Origin of the sequence: Humitalea sp. 24SJ18S-53 (assembly GCF_050632385.1) — a bacterium.
Lineage (GTDB): Bacteria > Pseudomonadota > Alphaproteobacteria > Acetobacterales > Acetobacteraceae > Humitalea.
The window spans coordinates 2,567,725-2,585,036 of record NZ_CP192599.1; the positions used below are offsets into that span (position 1 = coordinate 2,567,725).

Annotated in this window: 16 protein-coding genes, 1 tRNA gene and 1 pseudogene; 9 read left to right on the forward strand and 9 right to left on the reverse strand. The window is 65.7% G+C overall.

Annotated elements, in window-relative coordinates; translation table 11 throughout:
* Positions 1-31: 31 nt before the first annotated feature.
* From ACQW02_RS12385 to ACQW02_RS12405, 5 genes are all read left to right on the forward strand, one after another.
* On the forward strand, positions 32-1,231 hold the full coding sequence (locus ACQW02_RS12385; protein WP_431285552.1) for an amidohydrolase family protein: 1,200 nt from the start codon (positions 32-34) through the stop codon (positions 1,229-1,231).
* On the forward strand, positions 1,228-1,803 hold the full coding sequence (locus tag ACQW02_RS12390; protein WP_431285553.1) for an amino acid synthesis family protein: 576 nt from the start codon (positions 1,228-1,230) through the stop codon (positions 1,801-1,803). Before ACQW02_RS12385 ends, ACQW02_RS12390 begins: the two co-directional genes overlap by 4 nt.
* Positions 1,800-2,459 carry a DsbA family oxidoreductase gene (locus ACQW02_RS12395; RefSeq protein ID WP_431285554.1) on the forward strand — a complete coding sequence of 220 codons (660 nt, stop codon included), beginning with the start codon at positions 1,800-1,802 and terminating at the stop codon, positions 2,457-2,459. The genes ACQW02_RS12390 and ACQW02_RS12395 overlap by 4 nt, the downstream gene beginning before the upstream one ends.
* Positions 2,460-2,524: 65 nt before the next feature.
* Positions 2,525-3,103, forward strand: a complete 579-nt coding sequence (locus tag ACQW02_RS12400; protein ID WP_431285555.1) for a D-sedoheptulose 7-phosphate isomerase — start codon at positions 2,525-2,527, stop codon at positions 3,101-3,103.
* A gap of 5 nt (positions 3,104-3,108) precedes the next feature.
* A complete protein-coding gene (locus ACQW02_RS12405) occupies positions 3,109-3,669 on the forward strand; it encodes a D-glycero-alpha-D-manno-heptose-1,7-bisphosphate 7-phosphatase (protein ID WP_431285556.1) in 561 nt (186 codons plus the stop codon).
* A 478-nt stretch (positions 3,670-4,147) separates the two neighbouring features.
* On the opposite strand, the gene ACQW02_RS12410 is transcribed toward ACQW02_RS12405, so the two are convergent.
* On the reverse strand, positions 4,148-4,330 hold the full coding sequence (locus tag ACQW02_RS12410; protein ID WP_431285557.1) for a hypothetical protein: 183 nt from the start codon (positions 4,328-4,330) through the stop codon (positions 4,148-4,150).
* 138 nt (positions 4,331-4,468) lie between these two features.
* On the opposite strand from ACQW02_RS12410, the gene ACQW02_RS12415 reads away from it, so the two are divergent.
* Positions 4,469-4,954 (forward strand): hypothetical protein, encoded by a 486-nt coding sequence (locus ACQW02_RS12415; protein WP_431285558.1) that lies wholly within the window; start codon positions 4,469-4,471, stop codon positions 4,952-4,954.
* A 91-nt stretch (positions 4,955-5,045) separates the two neighbouring features.
* Positions 5,046-5,135: transfer RNA gene (locus ACQW02_RS12420), tRNA-Ser, on the forward strand.
* A 290-nt stretch (positions 5,136-5,425) separates the two neighbouring features.
* Here the strand turns inward: ACQW02_RS12420 and ACQW02_RS12425 are convergent.
* Genes ACQW02_RS12425 through ACQW02_RS12435 form a run of 3 tightly spaced genes read right to left on the reverse strand, consistent with a single transcriptional unit; the run spans position 5,426 to position 8,223 of the window.
* Positions 5,426-7,150: a recombinase family protein gene (locus tag ACQW02_RS12425; RefSeq protein ID WP_431285559.1), complete on the reverse strand. Its 1,725-nt coding sequence runs from the start codon at positions 7,148-7,150 to the stop codon at positions 5,426-5,428.
* A complete protein-coding gene (locus ACQW02_RS12430; protein ID WP_431285560.1) occupies positions 7,134-7,637 on the reverse strand; it encodes a DUF2924 domain-containing protein in 504 nt (167 codons plus the stop codon). The genes ACQW02_RS12425 and ACQW02_RS12430 overlap by 17 nt, the downstream gene beginning before the upstream one ends.
* Positions 7,638-7,641: 4 nt before the next feature.
* The gene (locus ACQW02_RS12435) at positions 7,642-8,223 is read right to left on the reverse strand and encodes a DUF3489 domain-containing protein (RefSeq protein WP_431285561.1); all 582 of its coding nucleotides are present in this window, start codon (positions 8,221-8,223) and stop codon (positions 7,642-7,644) included.
* A gap of 751 nt (positions 8,224-8,974) precedes the next feature.
* On the opposite strand from ACQW02_RS12435, the gene ACQW02_RS12440 reads away from it, so the two are divergent.
* Both ACQW02_RS12440 and ACQW02_RS12445 read left to right on the forward strand, forming a co-directional pair.
* Positions 8,975-11,110 (forward strand): AAA family ATPase, encoded by a 2,136-nt coding sequence (locus ACQW02_RS12440; RefSeq protein ID WP_431285562.1) that lies wholly within the window; start codon positions 8,975-8,977, stop codon positions 11,108-11,110.
* A 1-nt stretch (position 11,111) separates the two neighbouring features.
* The gene (locus ACQW02_RS12445; protein WP_431285563.1) at positions 11,112-12,905 is read left to right on the forward strand and encodes a UvrD-helicase domain-containing protein; all 1,794 of its coding nucleotides are present in this window, start codon (positions 11,112-11,114) and stop codon (positions 12,903-12,905) included.
* 329 nt (positions 12,906-13,234) lie between these two features.
* On the opposite strand, the gene ACQW02_RS12450 is transcribed toward ACQW02_RS12445, so the two are convergent.
* The 5 genes and pseudogenes from ACQW02_RS12450 to tnpC (ACQW02_RS12470) all read right to left on the reverse strand — a co-directional run.
* Complete coding sequence (locus tag ACQW02_RS12450) at positions 13,235-13,360, reverse strand: transposase domain-containing protein (protein ID WP_431285564.1); 126 nt, start codon at positions 13,358-13,360, stop codon at positions 13,235-13,237.
* A gap of 52 nt (positions 13,361-13,412) precedes the next feature.
* On the reverse strand, positions 13,413-14,987 hold the full coding sequence (gene tnpC / locus ACQW02_RS12455) for an IS66 family transposase (RefSeq protein ID WP_431285014.1): 1,575 nt from the start codon (positions 14,985-14,987) through the stop codon (positions 13,413-13,415).
* A gap of 60 nt (positions 14,988-15,047) precedes the next feature.
* Positions 15,048-15,395, reverse strand: a complete 348-nt coding sequence (gene tnpB, locus ACQW02_RS12460; protein WP_431285015.1) for an IS66 family insertion sequence element accessory protein TnpB — start codon at positions 15,393-15,395, stop codon at positions 15,048-15,050.
* Complete coding sequence (tnpA, locus tag ACQW02_RS12465) at positions 15,392-15,766, reverse strand: IS66-like element accessory protein TnpA (RefSeq protein WP_431281664.1); 375 nt, start codon at positions 15,764-15,766, stop codon at positions 15,392-15,394. Before tnpA ends, tnpB begins: the two co-directional genes overlap by 4 nt.
* 101 nt (positions 15,767-15,867) lie before the next feature.
* Positions 15,868-17,309, reverse strand: a pseudogene (gene tnpC / locus ACQW02_RS12470) (IS66 family transposase); the annotation flags it as partial.
* Positions 17,310-17,312: the final 3 nt, after the last annotated feature.

Consider the following 17,312-nt stretch of genomic DNA (forward strand, 5'->3'; position numbering starts at 1 on the left):
CAGCATGCGGGGCGGGCAGCACAGGGCGGGCATGATGGCGGAAGCGGCAGCGGGCGGGGTGGCGGAGCGCACCCTGGTCAAGAATATCGGGCTGCTGCTGTCGGGCGATTTGGCGCTGCCCATCCTCGATGCCGATGCCCTGTTGCTGGATGGCGGCAAGATCGTCGCGGTCGGGCGGCTGCGCGATATCGACCCCGAGGGCGTGACCCAGACGATCGACGCGCATTTCTGCGCCGTCACGCCGGGGTTGATCGACAGCCACGTGCATCCGGTTTTCGGCGACTGGACCCCGCGGCAAAACCAGATCGGCTGGATCGAGAGTTTTCTGCATGGCGGAGTCACGACGATGATCTCGGCCGGCGAGGTGCATCTGCCGGGCCGCCCGAAGGACATCGTCGGGCTGAAGGCGCTGGCGATCACCGCCCAGCGCGCCTTCCACAATTTTCGGCCGCTCGGCGTCAAAGTCCTGGCGGGGGCGCCGGTACTGGAACAGGGCATGGTGGAGAGTGATTTTGCCGATCTGGCTGCCGCTGGCGTGACCCTGTTGGGGGAGGTCGGGCTGGGTAGCGTCAAATCCGGCTACGAGGCGCGGGAGATGGTCGCCTGGGCCCGCAAGCACGGCATCCAGAGCACCATCCACACGGGCGGCCCCTCGATCCCCGGTTCCGGCCTGATCGATCGCGACACGGTGCTGGAGGCCGATGCCGACATCATCGGCCACATCAACGGCGGCCATACTGCGTTGCCGGAAGCCCATGTCTGCGAACTATGCGAAAAGTCGCCGCGCGCGATCGAGATCGTGCACAACGGCAATGAGCGTGTCGCCATCGCCGCTGCCCAGGTCGCGCGCGACATCGGCGCGATGCATCGCGTCATCCTGGGGACCGATAGCCCGGCCGGGTCCGGCGTGCAGCCGCTGGGTATCTTGCGGGTGATTTCGCTGCTGGCCTCGCTGGGTGGGATCGCGCCCGCCGCCGCCATCTGCTGCGCCACCGGCAATACCGCCAGGCTGCGCGGGCTGGATGGCGGGCTGATCGCGCCGGGGCGCGCCGCCGACCTGGTCTTCATGGATCGCGCGCAACATTCGGCCGGCCGCGACATGCTGGACAGCATCGTCGTCGGCGACATCCCGGGCATCGGCCTGGTGATGATCGACGGCATCATCCGCTGCGGCCGCAGCCGCAACACCCCACCCGCCGAACGGGTGCCTAGCTTGAGCCACGCCGCATGATCCGCAAGCTGACCGTGCTGATGGAAGAAACCCGCAGCGAGATGGGCCGCCCCCTGCCCCAGCCGCTGCGCCGCGCCGTCGCCTGCGTCGTCATCGCGAACCCTTTTGCGGGGCGCTTTGTCGAGGATCTGTCCGAGTTGATCGACTTGGGCGCGACCCTCGGCGGGTTGCTGGCGGCCGAGGCGATCGCCGTGCTCGGCATACCGGGCACCGAGGTCCAGTCCTATGGCAAGGCCGCCATCGTCGGCGAGGCGGGCGAGTTGGAACACGCCGCCGCCCTGCTGCACCCAAAGATGGGCGCGCCGATCCGTGCGCTACTGGGCGGTGGGGCCGCGTTGATCCCATCGGCGAAAAAATCCGGCGGGCCGGGAACCGCCATCGACGTGCCGCTGGGCCACAAGGACGCGGCCTATGTCCGCAGCCACTACGATGCCATCGAGGCGCGGCTGCCGGACGCGCCCCGGGCCGCGGAGATCCTGGTCTGCGTCGCACTGACCGGCGGCGGGCGCCCCTTCCCGCGCGTCGGGGGGCTCACCATTTCAGAGATTACCGGAAAGGACGGTCTGCGATGACGACCCATACCATCGACATCGTGTCGGACGTGATTTGCCCCTGGTGCTGGATCGGCAAGCGCCACCTGGCCACGGCACTGGAGGAGGTCGCCGAGGATGGGCTGGCGTTCAATGTGCGCTGGCGCCCGTTCCGCCTGAACCCCGACATGCCGCCCGAGGGCCGCGACCGCGCCGCCTATCGCGCCCAGAAATTCGGCAGCGCCGAGCGTGCCGCAGAATTGGATGCCCGGATCGTGCAGGTGGGGGCGACGGTCGGCCTGGATTTCCGCTTCGACCGCCAGCCGCGCACGCCCGACACCCTGCCGGCGCATCGGCTGCTGCGTTTCGCGGAACAGGTCGGGACGGCCAGTGAGGTCAAGGAGGCGCTGTTCCAGGCGTATTTCCACGATGGGAAGGACATTTCCGACCGCGGCTTGCTGGACGAGATCGGGGCGGCGCATGGCGTGGCCGATGTCGCGGCGCGCCTGGCCGGGGATGAGGCGCTGGCGGACATCGAGGCCGAGGATCTGGCGGCCCGCCAGGGTGGGGTGAATGGCGTGCCGACCTTCCTGCTCGACCGCCATGTCCTGGTGTCCGGCGCGGTGCCGGGGACCGAGTTGGCGGGGCTGTTGCGCCGCGGGGTGGCGATCCTGCGCAGCCGGGCCGCCGCCGACTGAGGGCGGCTGTCGCTTGCCGGCGATGGGCGCTTGGGCATAGAGCCACGCGCCGCCAGGAGATTGCCATGACCGATGCCGCCGCCGAACTTGCCGCTTCCGCAGAAGCCCTCGCGCGCCTGGCCGCCGATCCGGCGCTGTGCGCGGCGGTGGACCGGGCGGCCGGGATGGTCGTCACCAGCCTGCGTGCCGGCGGCAAGCTGATGATCTGCGGCAATGGCGGCAGTGCGGCCGATGCGCAGCATTGGGCGGCGGAGCTGGTGTCGCGCTTCCAGTACGACCGGCCGGGGCTGGCGGCGATCGCGCTGACCACCGATACCTCGATCCTGACCGCGATCGGCAATGACTACGGGTATGAACGCCTGTTCTCCCGCCAGGTCGAGGCGTTGGGGAGGGCGGGAGATGTGCTTTTCGCCATCTCCACATCCGGCAGGTCGCCGAACATCTTGGCGGCGTTGCGTGCGGCGAAAGCGCTGGGCATCGCGACGGTTGGCTTCACCGGCGCCGGGGGCGGCGACATGCCCGGCTTGTGCGACCTGTGCCTGCGGATGCCGTCCGACGTGACCGCGCGCATCCAGGAGGGACATGAGGCGGCCGGGCATGCGATCTGCGCCCTGGTCGAGCGGGCGATGTTCCCGCGCGGCTGAGCACGATGTTGGCGGGGCTGCTGCTGGACCGCGACGGCATCGTGAACGTCGATCATGGCTATGTACACCGGATCGACCAGGTCACCTTCATCCCGGGTATCTTCGATCTGGTGCGGGAAGCTGCACGGCGCGGCATGCCCATCGCCATCGTCACCAACCAGGCCGGCATCGGACGCGGCCTGTACACCGAGGCCGATTTTGCCACGCTGACCGCCTGGATGCGCAAGCGCTTCGCCGAGGCCGGTGCGCCGATCGCCGCCGTCTACCACGCCCCCGAGGCGCCGGCGCAGGCCACGCCACGCCGCAAGCCGGGTCCGGGGATGCTGCTTGAGGCGGCACGGGACCTTGGCCTCGACCTTGGCGAATCGGTCATGCTGGGGGATCGGGCTAGCGACATGCTGGCGGCCTTGGCCGCCGGCGTCGGGCACTGCTTGCTGGTGCCGGCGCAGGTCGCGGAGCGGGCAGCGGCACCGCAGGGGACGCTGATCCTGGACAGCGTGGCCGATGCCGCGGCCTGGCTGTGTGCGCGGCCGGAGCCCGGCGGGGTGCGTATAGCCGCGCCGTAGCGGTGCGGAACACAGGCGCGATGGCCCCCTATTCTGCGTTGTTCAGCGCCAGCACCGACAGGAGCCGCGGGCTGGAATGCCTCGGGACAGGGCTCCTGGCTGCGGGGCGTGGCGACCAATGGCGTCGGGCGCAGGGGATCCATGCGTCATCCACTTGATGCGGTCAGGCTGGGGCCCGGTCGGCACCAGGCATGGCCCACTTCTATCCAATACCGCCTGGGCCAGCGCCGGGAGGAGGCGGAAGGTCGGCAAAGGGCGCTTGCGGCCAGCAGCCTGGCAGGGTGCGGGATGCCGCGTCCGCCGCGACGCGCCTTTTGAATGCCTCATGCAAAACTGGCGGTCAGGCGGCCACGACGAGCGATGCCGTCGATTTTGTGTATGCGTCCCTTCTTGGGCCGAAATCAGATCGCGCCACATGCCGCGCAGGTGCCCGATGGCGGTTGGTGAGCCAGGCCGGGGCGGGCCACGTCTGGGTTGTTCAGTTCAGCGCCTGAACGGCGGCCTCGGCGATCGACCATGCGAACAGCAGGCCGAGCGTCCCTGCCAGCATGGCTTCACGCAGCGCCGCCGTAAGCTGGGCTGCCCGCCTGCTGCCGGCGGTCGTCCTCCATGCTGGTCGTTTGGAGCCAGGCGTGGCGTCGTGGACGCAGGATTGTGACATGTTTTTCATCCGCCGGTTGTCGTGATGAGAACATATCAGGAACAGTTACTATATCAAGCGCTGTTCCTCTTGCGCGCAGCATCGCCGCGGCGGGAGCATGCTTCGCCAGCAACCGCCAGCGAAAGTTTGAGGAACGCAATGTCCGATCCCGCCGAGACGTCCCGCCTGAAACGGCGCCTTTTGATGCTGCGGGTCGCGACCGTTGGCGCTGTGGTGGCACCGGTCGTGCCGGCCCTGGCGCAAGGGAGCAAGAGCGGTCGCGGCACGGGTGTCACCGACAGCGACCCGAATGATGGCGTGGGCAATGGCCGCGGTCGACGCGGCACGGGCGTCACCGATAGCGACCCGAATGATGGCGTGGGCAACGGCCGCGGCCGTCGTGGCACCGGCATCACCGACAGCGATCCGAATGATGGGGCCGGCAATGGCCGCGGCCGCCGCAGCACCGGCGTCACCGACAGCGACCCGAATGATGCCGCCGGCAATGGCCGAGGGCGCCGCAGCACCGGTATCACCGACAGCGACCCCAATGATGGTGCGGGCAATGGACGGGGGCGCCGTACAGGCGTGACGGATAGCGACCCGAATGATGGTGCGGGCCAAGGCCGCGGCAATCGCAAGTAGGCTGCGCTGACGGCCCGGTGCTGCCCTGCAGCTTTGTTGCGGCGGGGCGGTTGCCGCGGCGGGCATGGTTCTCTATAGCGGCGACTTCGTGGGATGGGTGGCCGAGCGGTCGAAGGCGCACGCCTGGAAAGTGTGTATACGTGAAAGCGTATCGTGGGTTCGAATCCCACCTCATCCGCCAGACATCTCTTATTGATTTTACTATCTTATCGTCTCTCCGCCCTGGCCTCGGAAACTGGCGGTTTCCTGCGGCCTTCCGCGAATGGCTTGCGCCGAACCTGACATGAGAGACGCTCTTATTCCCAGATTCGGGCGCCACACTAGCCCACCGTCTCACAGGCCCCTTTTCCGTAGTACCCGTTCTCGTGCGGCAGTTGCGCCGGTGCGTACGGGATTGCAGCCGACCACAATCGAGACGGGCCCCGCCGACTAGCGAAGCCCGTTCTCAGCGTTCGGTAGGCCTGTGCGGCGTCAGTGAAATCCGAGGGCGATTCTCTGCTCAGTCCAGGTAACCGGCAGACGGCTGTCCTGCATCAGCTTGTTCGCAGTCAGCCCAAGCGGCTGACGTCCCTCGAGAATAGCCGCGATGAGGTCGGGGGCGAGAAAGCCAAGCCGAACGATGCGCGAGGCATAGGAGCTGGTCACCCCCTCTCGTTGAGCCAATTCATTGATGCCAATGGCCTCGGCCAGCATCCTGTCCCGCATCGCCTGAGCGCGGGCAATCAGCCGGATCAAGGTCCGATCGGGCTCCGGCCCAAAGCCCGCACCATCGATCACCAGCCGCATCTCCAGACCGGCTCGCTTGAGCGTGATCGGGACGGCGATGATTATCGAGGGCGGGTCGATCTCTACGGGTGAGCCGTCTGGCTTGCCTGCAAGCAGCTGCATCAGCTGGCCAGGATGCAAATGGAGCTCGACCTGCTCCGGCTGCACCACAACCTTGCCCAGCAGCCGTTGCAGGATTGCCCGCCGGTCGCTGACTGGCTGCTCTGTCCAAGCCCTCGCCAGATTTGCCGCAGCATCGAGGAGCCGCCGCTGCTCCAGGCCGTCTGTCGTGGCGCGACTGATCAATTGAAAGACATCACCACGATCGGCCAGGAGCTCCCGCACCCGATCCGCCACCAGCCGGTCCAAATCACCCGCCGGGACACGGATGGCTGTGCGATCAACCTCCTGCTCGTCGGACGCTGCGGGCTTCGAGACGTAGTAGCGATACCGTCGATCGCCCTTCACCGCATGCGTCGGCACCAGCCGGCAGCCTGCCTCATCCTGCACCAGCCCGGCCAGTAGGCTCGGGTTCTGAGCCCGACGGCCGGAGCTTTGCGCCGCGCGGTTCGCCGCCAGGTGCTGCTGCACCTCCTCCCACAGCGCCGCATCGATGATGGCGGGATGCTCGCCTGGATAGCTCTTGCCCTGATGATGGACTTCTCCGCGATACAGCCGGTTCTGCAGGATCAGATAAAGCGCGCCTCGCTCCAGCCGCCGTCCCCCACGCATTTTGGCCATGGCGGCAGAGCGGAGCTTGCTGCGGATGCCCTCACTGGCCAGCTGCTCCTGCAGCACCCGCACAGACCTCAGTTCGAGATAGCGGCGATAGATGTGCTGGACGGTGGCGGCTTCGGCCTCATTCACGACCAGCTTGCGATCCTGGACATCGTATCCGAGCGGCACGGTGCCCCCCATCCACATGCCCTTGCGTTTGGAGGCGGCGACCTTGTCGCGAATCCGCTCACCCGTAACCTCGCGCTCGAACTGGGCAAAGGAGAGCAGCATGTTCAGGGTGAGTCGGCCCATGCTGGTGGTGGTGTTGAACTGCTGGGTTACCGACACGAAGCTCGCCTGGTGGGCGTCGAAGACGTCGACGATCTTGGCAAAATCGGCCAGCGACCGGGTCAGCCGATCCACCTTATAGACCACCACGAGGTCGACCTGTCGGGTACGGATGTCGGCGAGCAGCTGCCGCAACGCAGGACGTTCGAGGGTGCCGCCAGAGATACCTCCATCATCGTAGAAGGCCGGCACCAGCACCCAGCCCTCGTGACGTTGGCTGCGGATATAAGCCTCACAGGCCTCGCGCTGGGCGTCTAGGGAGTTGAAGGCCTGTTCCAAGCCTTCCTCAGAAGACTTTCGGGTGTAGATGGCGCAACGCTTGGTCGTGCTGGGACGCGCGCCACTGGGCTTACCGGAGCTGCGCATTGGCCACTCCAGGACCACCGCGCGGTGGGGCGGGTCGCGCCCCTAGACCGAAGAACCGCGGCCCGGACCAATGGGCGCCGGTGATGACCTTGGCGATGTGGGACAGCGAAGCGTAGCGCTGGCCGTGGTGCTCGAAGCCATCCGGCAGGACCTGGATCGTGTGCGTCTGCCCGTGCCAGGCCCGGACGAGGGTGGTGCCGGGTTTGAGGCGGGTCGTGATTGGCGGGATGGCGCCGCCACCCTCCTTGCCGTTTGCCATTATAACAGAAGCCAACCGGCGTTGCAGGCGGGGTGAGAGGCCGCCCAAGGCAACCTCCTGCAACCGATGTGCAATGCCGCGGATCAACAGGTCGCGACTGATCCGGACGGCTGGGATAGCGCGATAGAGCCGCTGCCATTCGGCGCGGAGTTGCGCCACATCCTGCCGATCCATGTGAGCCAGCTGGACGTCGAGGTCGCCGGCCTTGCCCTTGCGAGAGTCGTGCACGGGCTCAGATCGCCTCGGTCGAGGCGAGCCGATAGGCTTTCTGCCCGCCCTCCGCGACCAGGCGCAGGGCGAAGCCACGCTGGCGGAGCCGAGTCAACGCCGCGCGGGTGGTGTGCGGCTGCCAGCCCGTCAGGGCTATCAGATCGACCAGAGTGGCCCCCTGACCCGCGGCAACGGCGTCCAGGATTTGGCCGAGCTTGCCACCGGGACGAGCCTCGCCTTGGGCCGAAGTGGGCGGCGTAGAAGCCTGTCCCGGTTCGGGCGGCCTGCTAATCTGCCTAATTGGCTCCTCGGGGATCGGTACCGCGGGCGCGATCACGCTCCCGGCGGCGCGAATGCCAGCCTCGGTCAGACGCAGCGCATGGTGCTGGCCCTGGTCGCCGTTGCGCCAGCTGCGCGCCGGATCGTCGTTCGGCTGTTCGGCCACGAGACCGCGTGTCAGCAGGGATGTGAGGAGGCGGTGCTGGCTAGCGCCGCGCGCGCGCAGGCTGGCTGGTAACGGCAGAATCATAAGGTCCGGGCGCTGCCGGGCGCTGGTCAGCACCAGCATCTGGGCAACCGTGAGGGTGGAGGTGGTGCGGGTCATCGGGATGGCTCTCCGGGGTGCCCTGCCCCCATGGCGGCGCCCCCACGACCGCAACCCCGGGGTCCGCCCGGGTGTGTTGGTGGGGCGGCCTTCCCCATCCTGCCGTCGGACAGCAATGCTTGCGGCAAAGAGGAAGTCGAGCGGGAACTGGCCGCCCGAACAAGAACGCAATCCAGCGAGCTCTCGCCGACGTGGCTTCGGTTCGAATCCCTCCCGATCCGCCAGTTCTCATACGAGGCGTGCTCTCCGCCTGCGCGTGGGCGGGCAGCTCGACACCGCGCAGCTGCCCGCCTGGATGCGCGCCGCGCATCGCTACAACCTCGGTATCGAGGGCCAGCACCTCCTCAGGCGATCTGCCGCCGTGCCGCACCCACACAGCATCGCCACCGTGAGGCATCTGCGCCGCCCTCAGAATGCGACGCGAATCAGGGTTTTTGGAGGTGTCCAGCTTCTGGACCAGGCTCGCCGGCCGAGTTGGCGTATCTGAGCGGAAAACTCGCCGTTCGATCTCAAGGATACATTGAAGGCGCGGGGCTACCGCTGGAATGGAGATAGCATTTTCAGTCCGCGAGCTCGGTAGATCGACGTCGAGGATCACGCTAGAGAGACCGAGCTTGCCTACCTGCGCGGTGAAATTTACAAGCGGGGGATCGAGTTCCTTGAGCACAAGATAATGGCCTACAATCGGTTCTCGGATCGGCTGTGAGAAGCAAACAACAAAAGCCGAAGACGTCAATCGGCCGAGGGAACCATGCATATCTCGAAGCTACAGCTCGTAAACTACAGGAACTTCGAGCGCGCGAACGTCCGCTTCAACAAGGGCGTCAATACGATCATAGGCGAGAACGGGTCAGGCAAAACAAACCTCTTCCGGGCGATGCGCCTCCTCCTGGACGACACCCTCCTTCGAATGTCCTACCGCCTGGACGAGAAGGATTTCCACCGCGGCGTAGGCGACTGGCGCGGCCATTGGATCATCATCAGCCTGGAGTTCGACGACGTCTCCCAGGACGAGGCGATTCAATCCCTATTTCTGCATGGAACGGGGAATATCGCCGGCGGCGTGGTCGGCAAGGCGACCTACAACCTCATCTTCCGCCCGAAGCCCGCGGTCCGCCGCAAGCTGTCCGAACTCGAGGCCGGCGATAGTGAGGGCTTGGCGACCCTACGTGCGACCATCAGCCTGGATGACTACGAGACTATCTTCACCGGCAAGAGCGCAGCCGACTTCTCAGATCCGGTCGTCTACAAGGCCCTGGTCGGCGACTTTGACGCGGTGCATTTCCCGGACGAGCTCTCCAATCCCGATATCGGCGGGGCGATCCCCGGTATGCTCTCGATCTCGCGAGAGGTCTGCTTCACCTTCGTCCAGGCCCTGCGGGACGTGGTCTCGGATTTCCAGAACAACCGCACTAACCCGTTGCTGACGCTGCTCAAGAGCAAGAGCGGAGAGATCGACCCAGGTGCGTTCCAGCCCATCACTACGCTGGTCAAGAATTTAAATGAGGCAATCGAGGGCCTGCCCGATGTAGGCGCCATTCGCGCGGACATTCGCGAGACGATCACCGACGCCGCCGGGGAGACCTACTCGCCACGGTCCCTGTCGATTAAATCCGACCTCTCGGACGAGGCCGACCGACTTTTTCAGTCTTTAAAGCTGTTCGTCGGAGAGTCAGACGAAACCTACGAAGGCGCCATCCACGAGCTCAGCCTGGGCGGGGCCAACCTGATTTATCTGACGCTCAAGCTGCTCGAGTTCAAGTATCAGAAGGTCAAGCAATCGTTCGCTAACTTTCTGCTGATCGAAGAGCCTGAAGCCCACATCCACACCCATATCCAAAAGACGCTGTTCGACCGGCTCAACTACGCTGACACCCAAGTGATCTATTCCACCCACTCTACCCACATCTCCGAGGTCAGCAATGTCGAGAACATCAACATCCTCGGACGCCGGGACGGCCGCTGCGAGGTATTCCAGCCTTCGGTCGGCCTGACGCCCGGAGAGGTCGGCAACATCCAGCGCTATCTGGATGCGGTGCGTAGCAATCTGCTGTTCGCCAAGAGCGTCGTCCTCGTCGAAGGCGACGCCGAAGAAATCCTGATCCCGATCCTCATCAAGAAGGTGCTGGGTCTCAGCCTAGACGAACTCGGCGTCAGCCTGGTCAATATCCGGAGCACGGGCTTTCAGAATATTGCGGTGCTGTTCCACGATCGTCGCATCCGTAAGCTCTGCGCGATCATCACCGACCGAGATTCGGCGTTTTTCGACACCACGCCCGACCGGCTGGATACTGACGCGATCCGGAAGGCTAAGGAAAAGGCCCTCAAGTCTCAGTCTGTCGGACTGTCCCGCGAAGCGACGCTCGGCGCCCTGTGCAAGGGCAACAAATGGCTGTCGGCGCACTACGCGCCCCACACGTTCGAAGTGGATTTCGTCGCGGCCGGCAACAGCACCAAGGTCGTGGCCATCCTGAACGACGTCTATAAGGATACAGCTACGATCGCTGTCGCGAAGGCGGAGCTTGAGTCCGCCGACATCGCGGCCTTCGGCAAGCGGGTACTCACGATGGCCGACAACGTCGGCAAGGGGTGGTTCGCCATCCTGCTGGGAAAGATGATCGATCAACATACGATAATCCCAGACTACATCCTCGACGCAGTGTTCGCCGCCTACCTCCCGGTGACGCCCGAGGTGTGCACCAGCATCTTGGCCTATCGCCTGAGCCACATCGCAGCTTCCAGCCAGTTCGGCGCCCAGGCCGTCTCCGACATGAGGGCGAACATCGAGCGATACCGGCGTGGCGAGCTCGATTTCGATGGGGTTCGAGCGGCGATGTTGACGGCGTTTCCCGCAGACGAGATCAACGCCATTTTTGCGGCTCTCTAGGATGTTCGTCTGGGACAAGGACGACCTAAACCCCGAGCAGGTCGCCGCTGTGGTGCAGCCGGGCAACGTATTTCTCGTCGCCTGCCCAGGCAGCGGTAAGACACGAACCCTAACCTACAAGATCGCCCGGCAGCTTTCCGAGCTGCAGTCCGACAAACAGCGGGTAGTGGCCATCACCTACACCCACCGGGCGGCCGACGAGATTCACGAACGCATCGAGCAGCTGGGCGTCGATACGAGCCAACTCTGGATCGGGACCATCCACGCGTTTTGCTTGGAGTGGATCCTGAGGCCTTACGCCATCTACCATGACGCTCTCAAACACGGCTTCCGAGTCATCAACGCGTACGACACCGAGCGCATGCACGATGAGCTTTGCAAACAAGCGGCCTTGAGACTCAACGCCTTCGATTGCGGCCATTATTTCACCCCTACTGGATATGTACTGACGACCCCGAGCAGCTTCAAGAAAGCTGCAGTCGGCGAACTTCTTGAGAAATACTGGGCCAATCTCCGCCGGGATCGCCAGGTCGATTTCGAGCTCATTCTGTCCTACGCGTACAAGCTCATCGCCGAGGTTCCCTCCATCAGTGTGCTGCTGGGCTCGCTGTTCTCCTCCGTCCTGGTCGACGAATTCCAAGACACCAAAGAAATCCAGTACGCGATCCTCGCCGCCATCCTGAAGGCCAGCGACGGCAAGGCGACGGCCTTCATCGTCGGTGACCCCAATCAAGCGATTTATGGATCACTGGGCGGCTATGCGATCACCGCTGCGGACTTCGGCCAACAATCCGGCCTGACCTTCAGGGAGATGGAACTCTCGCTCAACTACCGGTCGTCCGAACGGATCGTAGAGTACTTCGGGAATTTCAGTCTCTACGCCTCGAAGATTCAGGCTGAAGGCAAGCACAAGGACTTTCCAAGCCTGATCTCCTTCGACCAGGCGACCAGCCGGGAAGGTTTGGAGGCGGAGCTGGTGCGCCTGATCCGTTACAACATCGAGGTCGTCGGGATCGCGCCGAACGAGATCTGTATCGTGGCCCCCTGGTGGGTCCATCTGGCGAGCATGACCCGCCGACTGGTCGCGGCCCTGCCGGAGTACAGTTTCGATGGGCCGGGCATGGTCCCGTTCGCCCGGGACATCGACAATTTCTGGTACAAGCTTTCACGGATTATCCTCACGGAAGCCTCGCCCCAACTCTACGTCCGTCGCATCCGTTGGGCCGGCGAGGTGCTGGCGGGTCTCGCCGACGCCGGCGTCGATATCTCGCAGCTCTCCCGAAAGAGGCTACTGAGGGAATGCAACAGCATTTCCATCGCTGAGACCGATGGGCTCAAATTCCTGGCGGCGTTCTTCGATGCGCTGTTCGAGGCGATCGAACTCGACTTTCGGGCGTCCGAGCCTCTCTTTGAGCACTATCAAGCCTTCTTCGAGAGCTCCCAGCGTCGGATCGAACGCCTTCAGAAGGAAGGCTCAGCTGCCATCGGCGAGACCGCAATGTTCCGGAAGGTGTTCGCCAGCAAGACGGGCACCACAGTCTCAACGATCCACGGCGTGAAGGGGGCCGAGTATGATGCCGTGATCGCCTATGGCCTATTGGAGGGAATGGTTCCCCATTTCAGCGACCCCGACCAAATCGCGACCGCCAACAAGCTGCTCTATGTGATCTGCTCGCGCGCCCGCAAAAATCTCCACCTCCTGTCAGAGCAAGGACGCCCGCGAGGCAGCGGAGAGGTGTACGCTCCAACCGAAGTTCTGGTCGGCTGCAGCTTCTCCTATGACGCCGTTCCTTAGCTAGGTGTTTGGTCCCGGGATGAGGTCACGCGGGTTGAGTTTGAAGATGTCAGGCGTGTTGGTCCAGGCATGCAAACGGCTTCGAAGGGCGTTTTCCCTCTAAGGACCTTGAAATGCTTGGCGAAGTTGTAGGCCGGCACGACCCCCAAGACGTAGATCCTGAAGCTTTCAAGATCGAGATAATGGAAGGCCTTAATGCTGGCCTTTGACCCTGCCCCCTGGGATGTCCCCGCTTTGAAGTAGAGTTCGTCGACAGGAGACGGACGATTAAGCGATCGCGGTTCACCCAGGAACGTAAGCATCCGCCGAGGGCCTCGGCCCGGTAAGGGTCAGGCGGCAGCGGCGTCTTTGGCCTGATCGCCCTTCCAGCTCCAGGGCAGCAATTCGACCAACCGCGAGGCCGGATGGTCTGCAATCCCGGCCAACACGTCGGCGAGCCATGCGCGCGGATCCACGTCGTTGAGCTTGGCAGGTAAGCATCCGCCGAAGGCCGCGGCGCGGTGAGGATCAGGCGGCAGCGGCGTCTTTGGCTTGGTCGCCCTTCCAGTTCCAGGGCAGCAATTCGTCCAGGCGGGAGGCCGGGTGGTCGGCGATCCGGGCGAGCACGTCGGCCAGCCAGGCCCGCGGATCCACATCGTTGAGCTTGGCGGTGACGATGAGCGAGTAGATCGCCGCGGCGCGCTCCCCGCCGCGATCCGAGCCCGCGAACAGCCATGATTTTCTGCCCAGGGCGATGCCACGCAAGGCGCGCTCGGCGGCGTTGTTGGTCAGGCAAATCTGGCCATCACTGAGGAACCGCGTGAATGCGTCCCAGCGCTTCAGCATGTAGTCCATCGCCTTGGCCAGATCATTGTGCCGCGACAGCCTGGCGCGGATCTGGCGCATCCAGCCTTCGAGGTCCGCGACCAGTGGCGCCACGTGCTGCAGCCGGACGGCCAGGCGCTCCTTGGCCGGTAGACCGTTGATCGCGCGCTCGGAATCAAAGATCAGATCGATCCGTCGCACCGCCTCGGCGGCCAGCGGCGCCCGGGCGACCTCGGCCAGATTGAACAGCTTGCGCCGGCCATGCGCCCAGCAGGCGGCCTCGGTGATCTGGCCAGGCGCTCGCCCCGCCACATAGAGGGCGTTGAACCCGGCATAGGCATCCGCCTGCAGGATCCCGGCGTAGTCTGCCAGGTGTCGGTTCGGGTGCTCCGCCGTGCGGTCGCGCGAATAGCGAAACATCGCCGCCGGCGGGGCCGGGCCGGCAAAAGGCCGGTCGTCGCGCACATAGGTCCAGAGCCGCGCCGTGACGGTCCTGCCCTTGGCCAGCAGCGGCACCGTGGTGTCATCGCCATGCAATCGCCCGGCCGCCAGCACGTGGGCGTCGATCAGCGTCACCAGGGGCGCCAGCATGGCGGTGCAGGTGCCAACCCAGTCGGCAAGGGTCGAGACGCTGAGCTCGATGCCCTCGCGGCCATAGACCTCGCTCTGGCGGTTCAGCGGCAGGTGCTGGCCGAATTTCGCCTCCATAATCATGGCCAGCAGGTTCGGCCCGGCACGGCCGCGGGCGATCGGGTGGAACGGCGCCGGCGGCTGGGTGATGGCCTCGCAGGATCGGCAGGAGAACTTCTCCCGCACCGTCTGGATCACCTTCCACTGGCGCGGCACCACCTCCAGCGTCTCGGTGATGTCCTCGCCCAGCCTGGCCAGCCGGCCGCCGCAGCAGGGACAGACCGACGGGGCCGCGATCACCACCCGCTCGCGCGGCAGATGCGCCGGCAGCGGGCCCCGCACGGGCTTGCGGCCGGATGGGCTGGACCGTTGGCCGGGGGCGGTCTCGGCCTTTGTAGCCTCCTCGCTGGCGGCCGTGACCACCTCGTCGAGTTCCAGTTCCAACTGGTCGAGCAGCTTGCGGCCGCGCTCGGAGGAGGCGCCGAACCTGTCATGCCTGAGCTTGGCGATCAGCAGCTTCAGGTGGGCCACCATCGTCTCGGCCCCGCAGGCACGTGCCTCGGCCTCGCGCCGCGCCAGTTGCTCTGCCGCCAGCGCTGCGCGCAGGGCGTCGACATCATCGGGCAGTCTGTCCGGCGGCGGCGTCATGCCGATGATGGAATCACAGACCGCGTGCGGCAGGTAGTCGAAATTCGTCGCGGCGCTGATCTATCCTGCGGCCTCCGGCCGCCATGTCCGTTGCGGATTTCGCCAGTCGATTCCGTCCAGCATATAGGCCAGCTGCGCGCCAGAAATCGCGACTGACCCATCCGCCGGCGAAGGCCAGATGAACCGGCCGCGTTCCAGGCGTTTCGCGTAGAGCGACATGCCGAGCCCGTCATGCCAGACGATTTTCACCAGGTCGCCGCGGCGTCCGCGAAACACGTAGAGATCACCGGCATGGGGATCGCGCCCAAGGGCCTGCTGCACCTGTAGCGCCAGGCCGTTCATGCCTCGGCGCATGTCGGTATGGCCAACTGCCAGCCAGACCCGCACGCCGGAGGGAACCGGGATCATCCGCGCAGCGCCGCCAGGATGCGACGCAGCGCTGTGGTGCTGATCCGGTCGGTCACGCGCAGCGCGGTGCCGTCGGACAGCACGATCTCGATGCGGTCGTCCGTCTCGCCGTCAGCATGCGGGCAAGCCGTCGGTGATGCCGGTTCCGCCAACTCGGGCACAACGCGCAGCGGGACGAACGCCGCGACATTTCCCGCAAGCCTGCCGCGCCGCCGCGCGTCGCGCCACTGCCACAGCAAGCCACGGCTGACATCGTTCCGACGCGCCACCTCGTTGAACATGGCACCGGGTTCGTCCAACTCGGCCAGGATCCGCAGTTTCTCCTCAGCCCGCCAGCGGCGCCGTCGCTCGACGCCCGTGATGATCTCCATCCCGAAACCCAGCCTCCGCCCTTAACGGCGCTCGAAAGAACGCCCGTAAGAGCAAAAGACAGGCTCAGCCAAATCGCGGTAGGCGGCCCTCGCCGGATGGGTACCTTGGCAGTGACGATGAGCGAATACATCGCCGCGGCCCGCTCGCCACCACGGTCCGATCCGGCAAACAACCACGACTTTCTTCCGAGCGCGATGCCCCGCAGGGCGCGTTCCGCCGCGTTGTTGGTCAGGCAAATCCGGCCCTCGCCCAGGATGCGTGTGAACGCGTCCCAGCGCTTCAGCATGTAGTCCATCGCCTTGGCCAGATCATTGTGCCGCGACAGCCTGGCCCTGGTCTCACGCATCCACGCTTCGAGGTCTGCGACCAGTGGCGCCACGTGCTGCAGCCGGACGGCCACGCGCTCCTTGGCCGGTAGACCGTTGATCGCGCGCTCGGCGTCGAATATCGCGTCGATCCGTCGCACCGCCTCGGCGGCCAGCGGCGCCCGGGCGACCTCGGCCAGATTGAACAGCTTGCACCGGCCATGCGCCCAGCACGCCGCCTCGGCGATCGGCCCAGGCACCCGCCCCGCCACATAGAGGTCGTTGAACCCGCCATAGGCATCCGCCTTCAGGATCCTGGCGTAGCCTGCCAGGTGCCGGTTCGGGTGCTCGGCCGTGCGGTCGCACGAATAGCGGAACTTCGCCGCCGGCGGCGCCGGACCGACAAAGGGCCGGTCGTCGCGCACATAGGTCCATAGCCACGCCGTGACGGTCCTGCCCTTGGCCAGCAGCGGCACCGTGGTGTCATCGCCATGCAATCGCGACCCCGCCAGGACATGAGCGTCGATCAGCGTCACCAGGGGCGCCAGCATGGCGGTGCAGGTGCCGACCAAATCGGCCAGCGTCGAGACGCTGAGCTCGATGCCCTCGCGGCCATAGCTCTCGCTCTGGCGGTTCAGCGGCAGGTGCTGGCCGAATTTCGCCTCCAGGATCATCGCCAGCAGGTTCGGCCCGGCACGACCGCGGGCGATCGGGTGGAACGGTGCCGGTGGCTGGGTGATGCTCTCACAGGATCGACAGGAGAACCGCTCGCGGACGGTCTGGATCACCTTCCACTGGCGCGGCACCACCTCCAGCGTCTCGGTGATGTCCTCGCCCAGCTTGGCGAGCCTGCCGCCGCAGCAGGGACAGGCCGACGGGGCCGCGATCACCACCCGCTCGCGCGGCAGATGCGCCGGCAGCGGGCCCCGCACGGGCTTGCGGCCGGATACGCCAAACCGCTGGCCGGGGACGGCCTCGGCCTTGGCGGTCTCTTCGCTGGCGGCCGTGACCACCTCGTCGAGTTCCAGTTCCAACTGGTCGAGCAGCTTGCGGCCGCGCTCGGAGGAGGCGCCAAACCTGTCGTGCCTGAGCCTGCGATCAGCAGCTTCAGATGCGTCACCATCGTCTCGGCACCGGAGGCACGTGCCTCGGCCTCGCGCCGGGCCAGTTGCTCTGCCGCCAGCGCTGCGCGCAGCGTGTCGACATCATCGGGCAGGCTGTCCGGCGGCGGCGTCATGCC

Coding starts and splice junctions, on each gene's coding strand:
- ACQW02_RS12385 (WP_431285552.1), top strand. CDS start 32: ATGATGGCGGAAGCGGCAGCGGGCGGGGTGGCGGAGCGCACCCTGGTC.
- ACQW02_RS12390 (WP_431285553.1), top strand. CDS start 1,228: ATGATCCGCAAGCTGACCGTGCTGATGGAAGAAACCCGCAGCGAGATG.
- ACQW02_RS12395 (WP_431285554.1), top strand. CDS start 1,800: ATGACGACCCATACCATCGACATCGTGTCGGACGTGATTTGCCCCTGG.
- ACQW02_RS12400 (WP_431285555.1), top strand. CDS start 2,525: ATGACCGATGCCGCCGCCGAACTTGCCGCTTCCGCAGAAGCCCTCGCG.
- ACQW02_RS12405 (WP_431285556.1), top strand. CDS start 3,109: ATGTTGGCGGGGCTGCTGCTGGACCGCGACGGCATCGTGAACGTCGAT.
- ACQW02_RS12410 (WP_431285557.1), bottom strand. CDS start 4,330: ATGTCACAATCCTGCGTCCACGACGCCACGCCTGGCTCCAAACGACCA.
- ACQW02_RS12415 (WP_431285558.1), top strand. CDS start 4,469: ATGTCCGATCCCGCCGAGACGTCCCGCCTGAAACGGCGCCTTTTGATG.
- ACQW02_RS12425 (WP_431285559.1), bottom strand. CDS start 7,150: ATGCGCAGCTCCGGTAAGCCCAGTGGCGCGCGTCCCAGCACGACCAAG.
- ACQW02_RS12435 (WP_431285561.1), bottom strand. CDS start 8,223: ATGACCCGCACCACCTCCACCCTCACGGTTGCCCAGATGCTGGTGCTG.
- ACQW02_RS12440 (WP_431285562.1), top strand. CDS start 8,975: ATGCATATCTCGAAGCTACAGCTCGTAAACTACAGGAACTTCGAGCGC.
- ACQW02_RS12445 (WP_431285563.1), top strand. CDS start 11,112: ATGTTCGTCTGGGACAAGGACGACCTAAACCCCGAGCAGGTCGCCGCT.
- tnpC (WP_431285014.1), bottom strand. CDS start 14,987: ATGACGCCGCCGCCGGACAGACTGCCCGATGATGTCGACGCCCTGCGC.
- tnpB (WP_431285015.1), bottom strand. CDS start 15,395: ATGATCCCGGTTCCCTCCGGCGTGCGGGTCTGGCTGGCAGTTGGCCAT.
- tnpA (WP_431281664.1), bottom strand. CDS start 15,766: ATGGAGATCATCACGGGCGTCGAGCGACGGCGCCGCTGGCGGGCTGAG.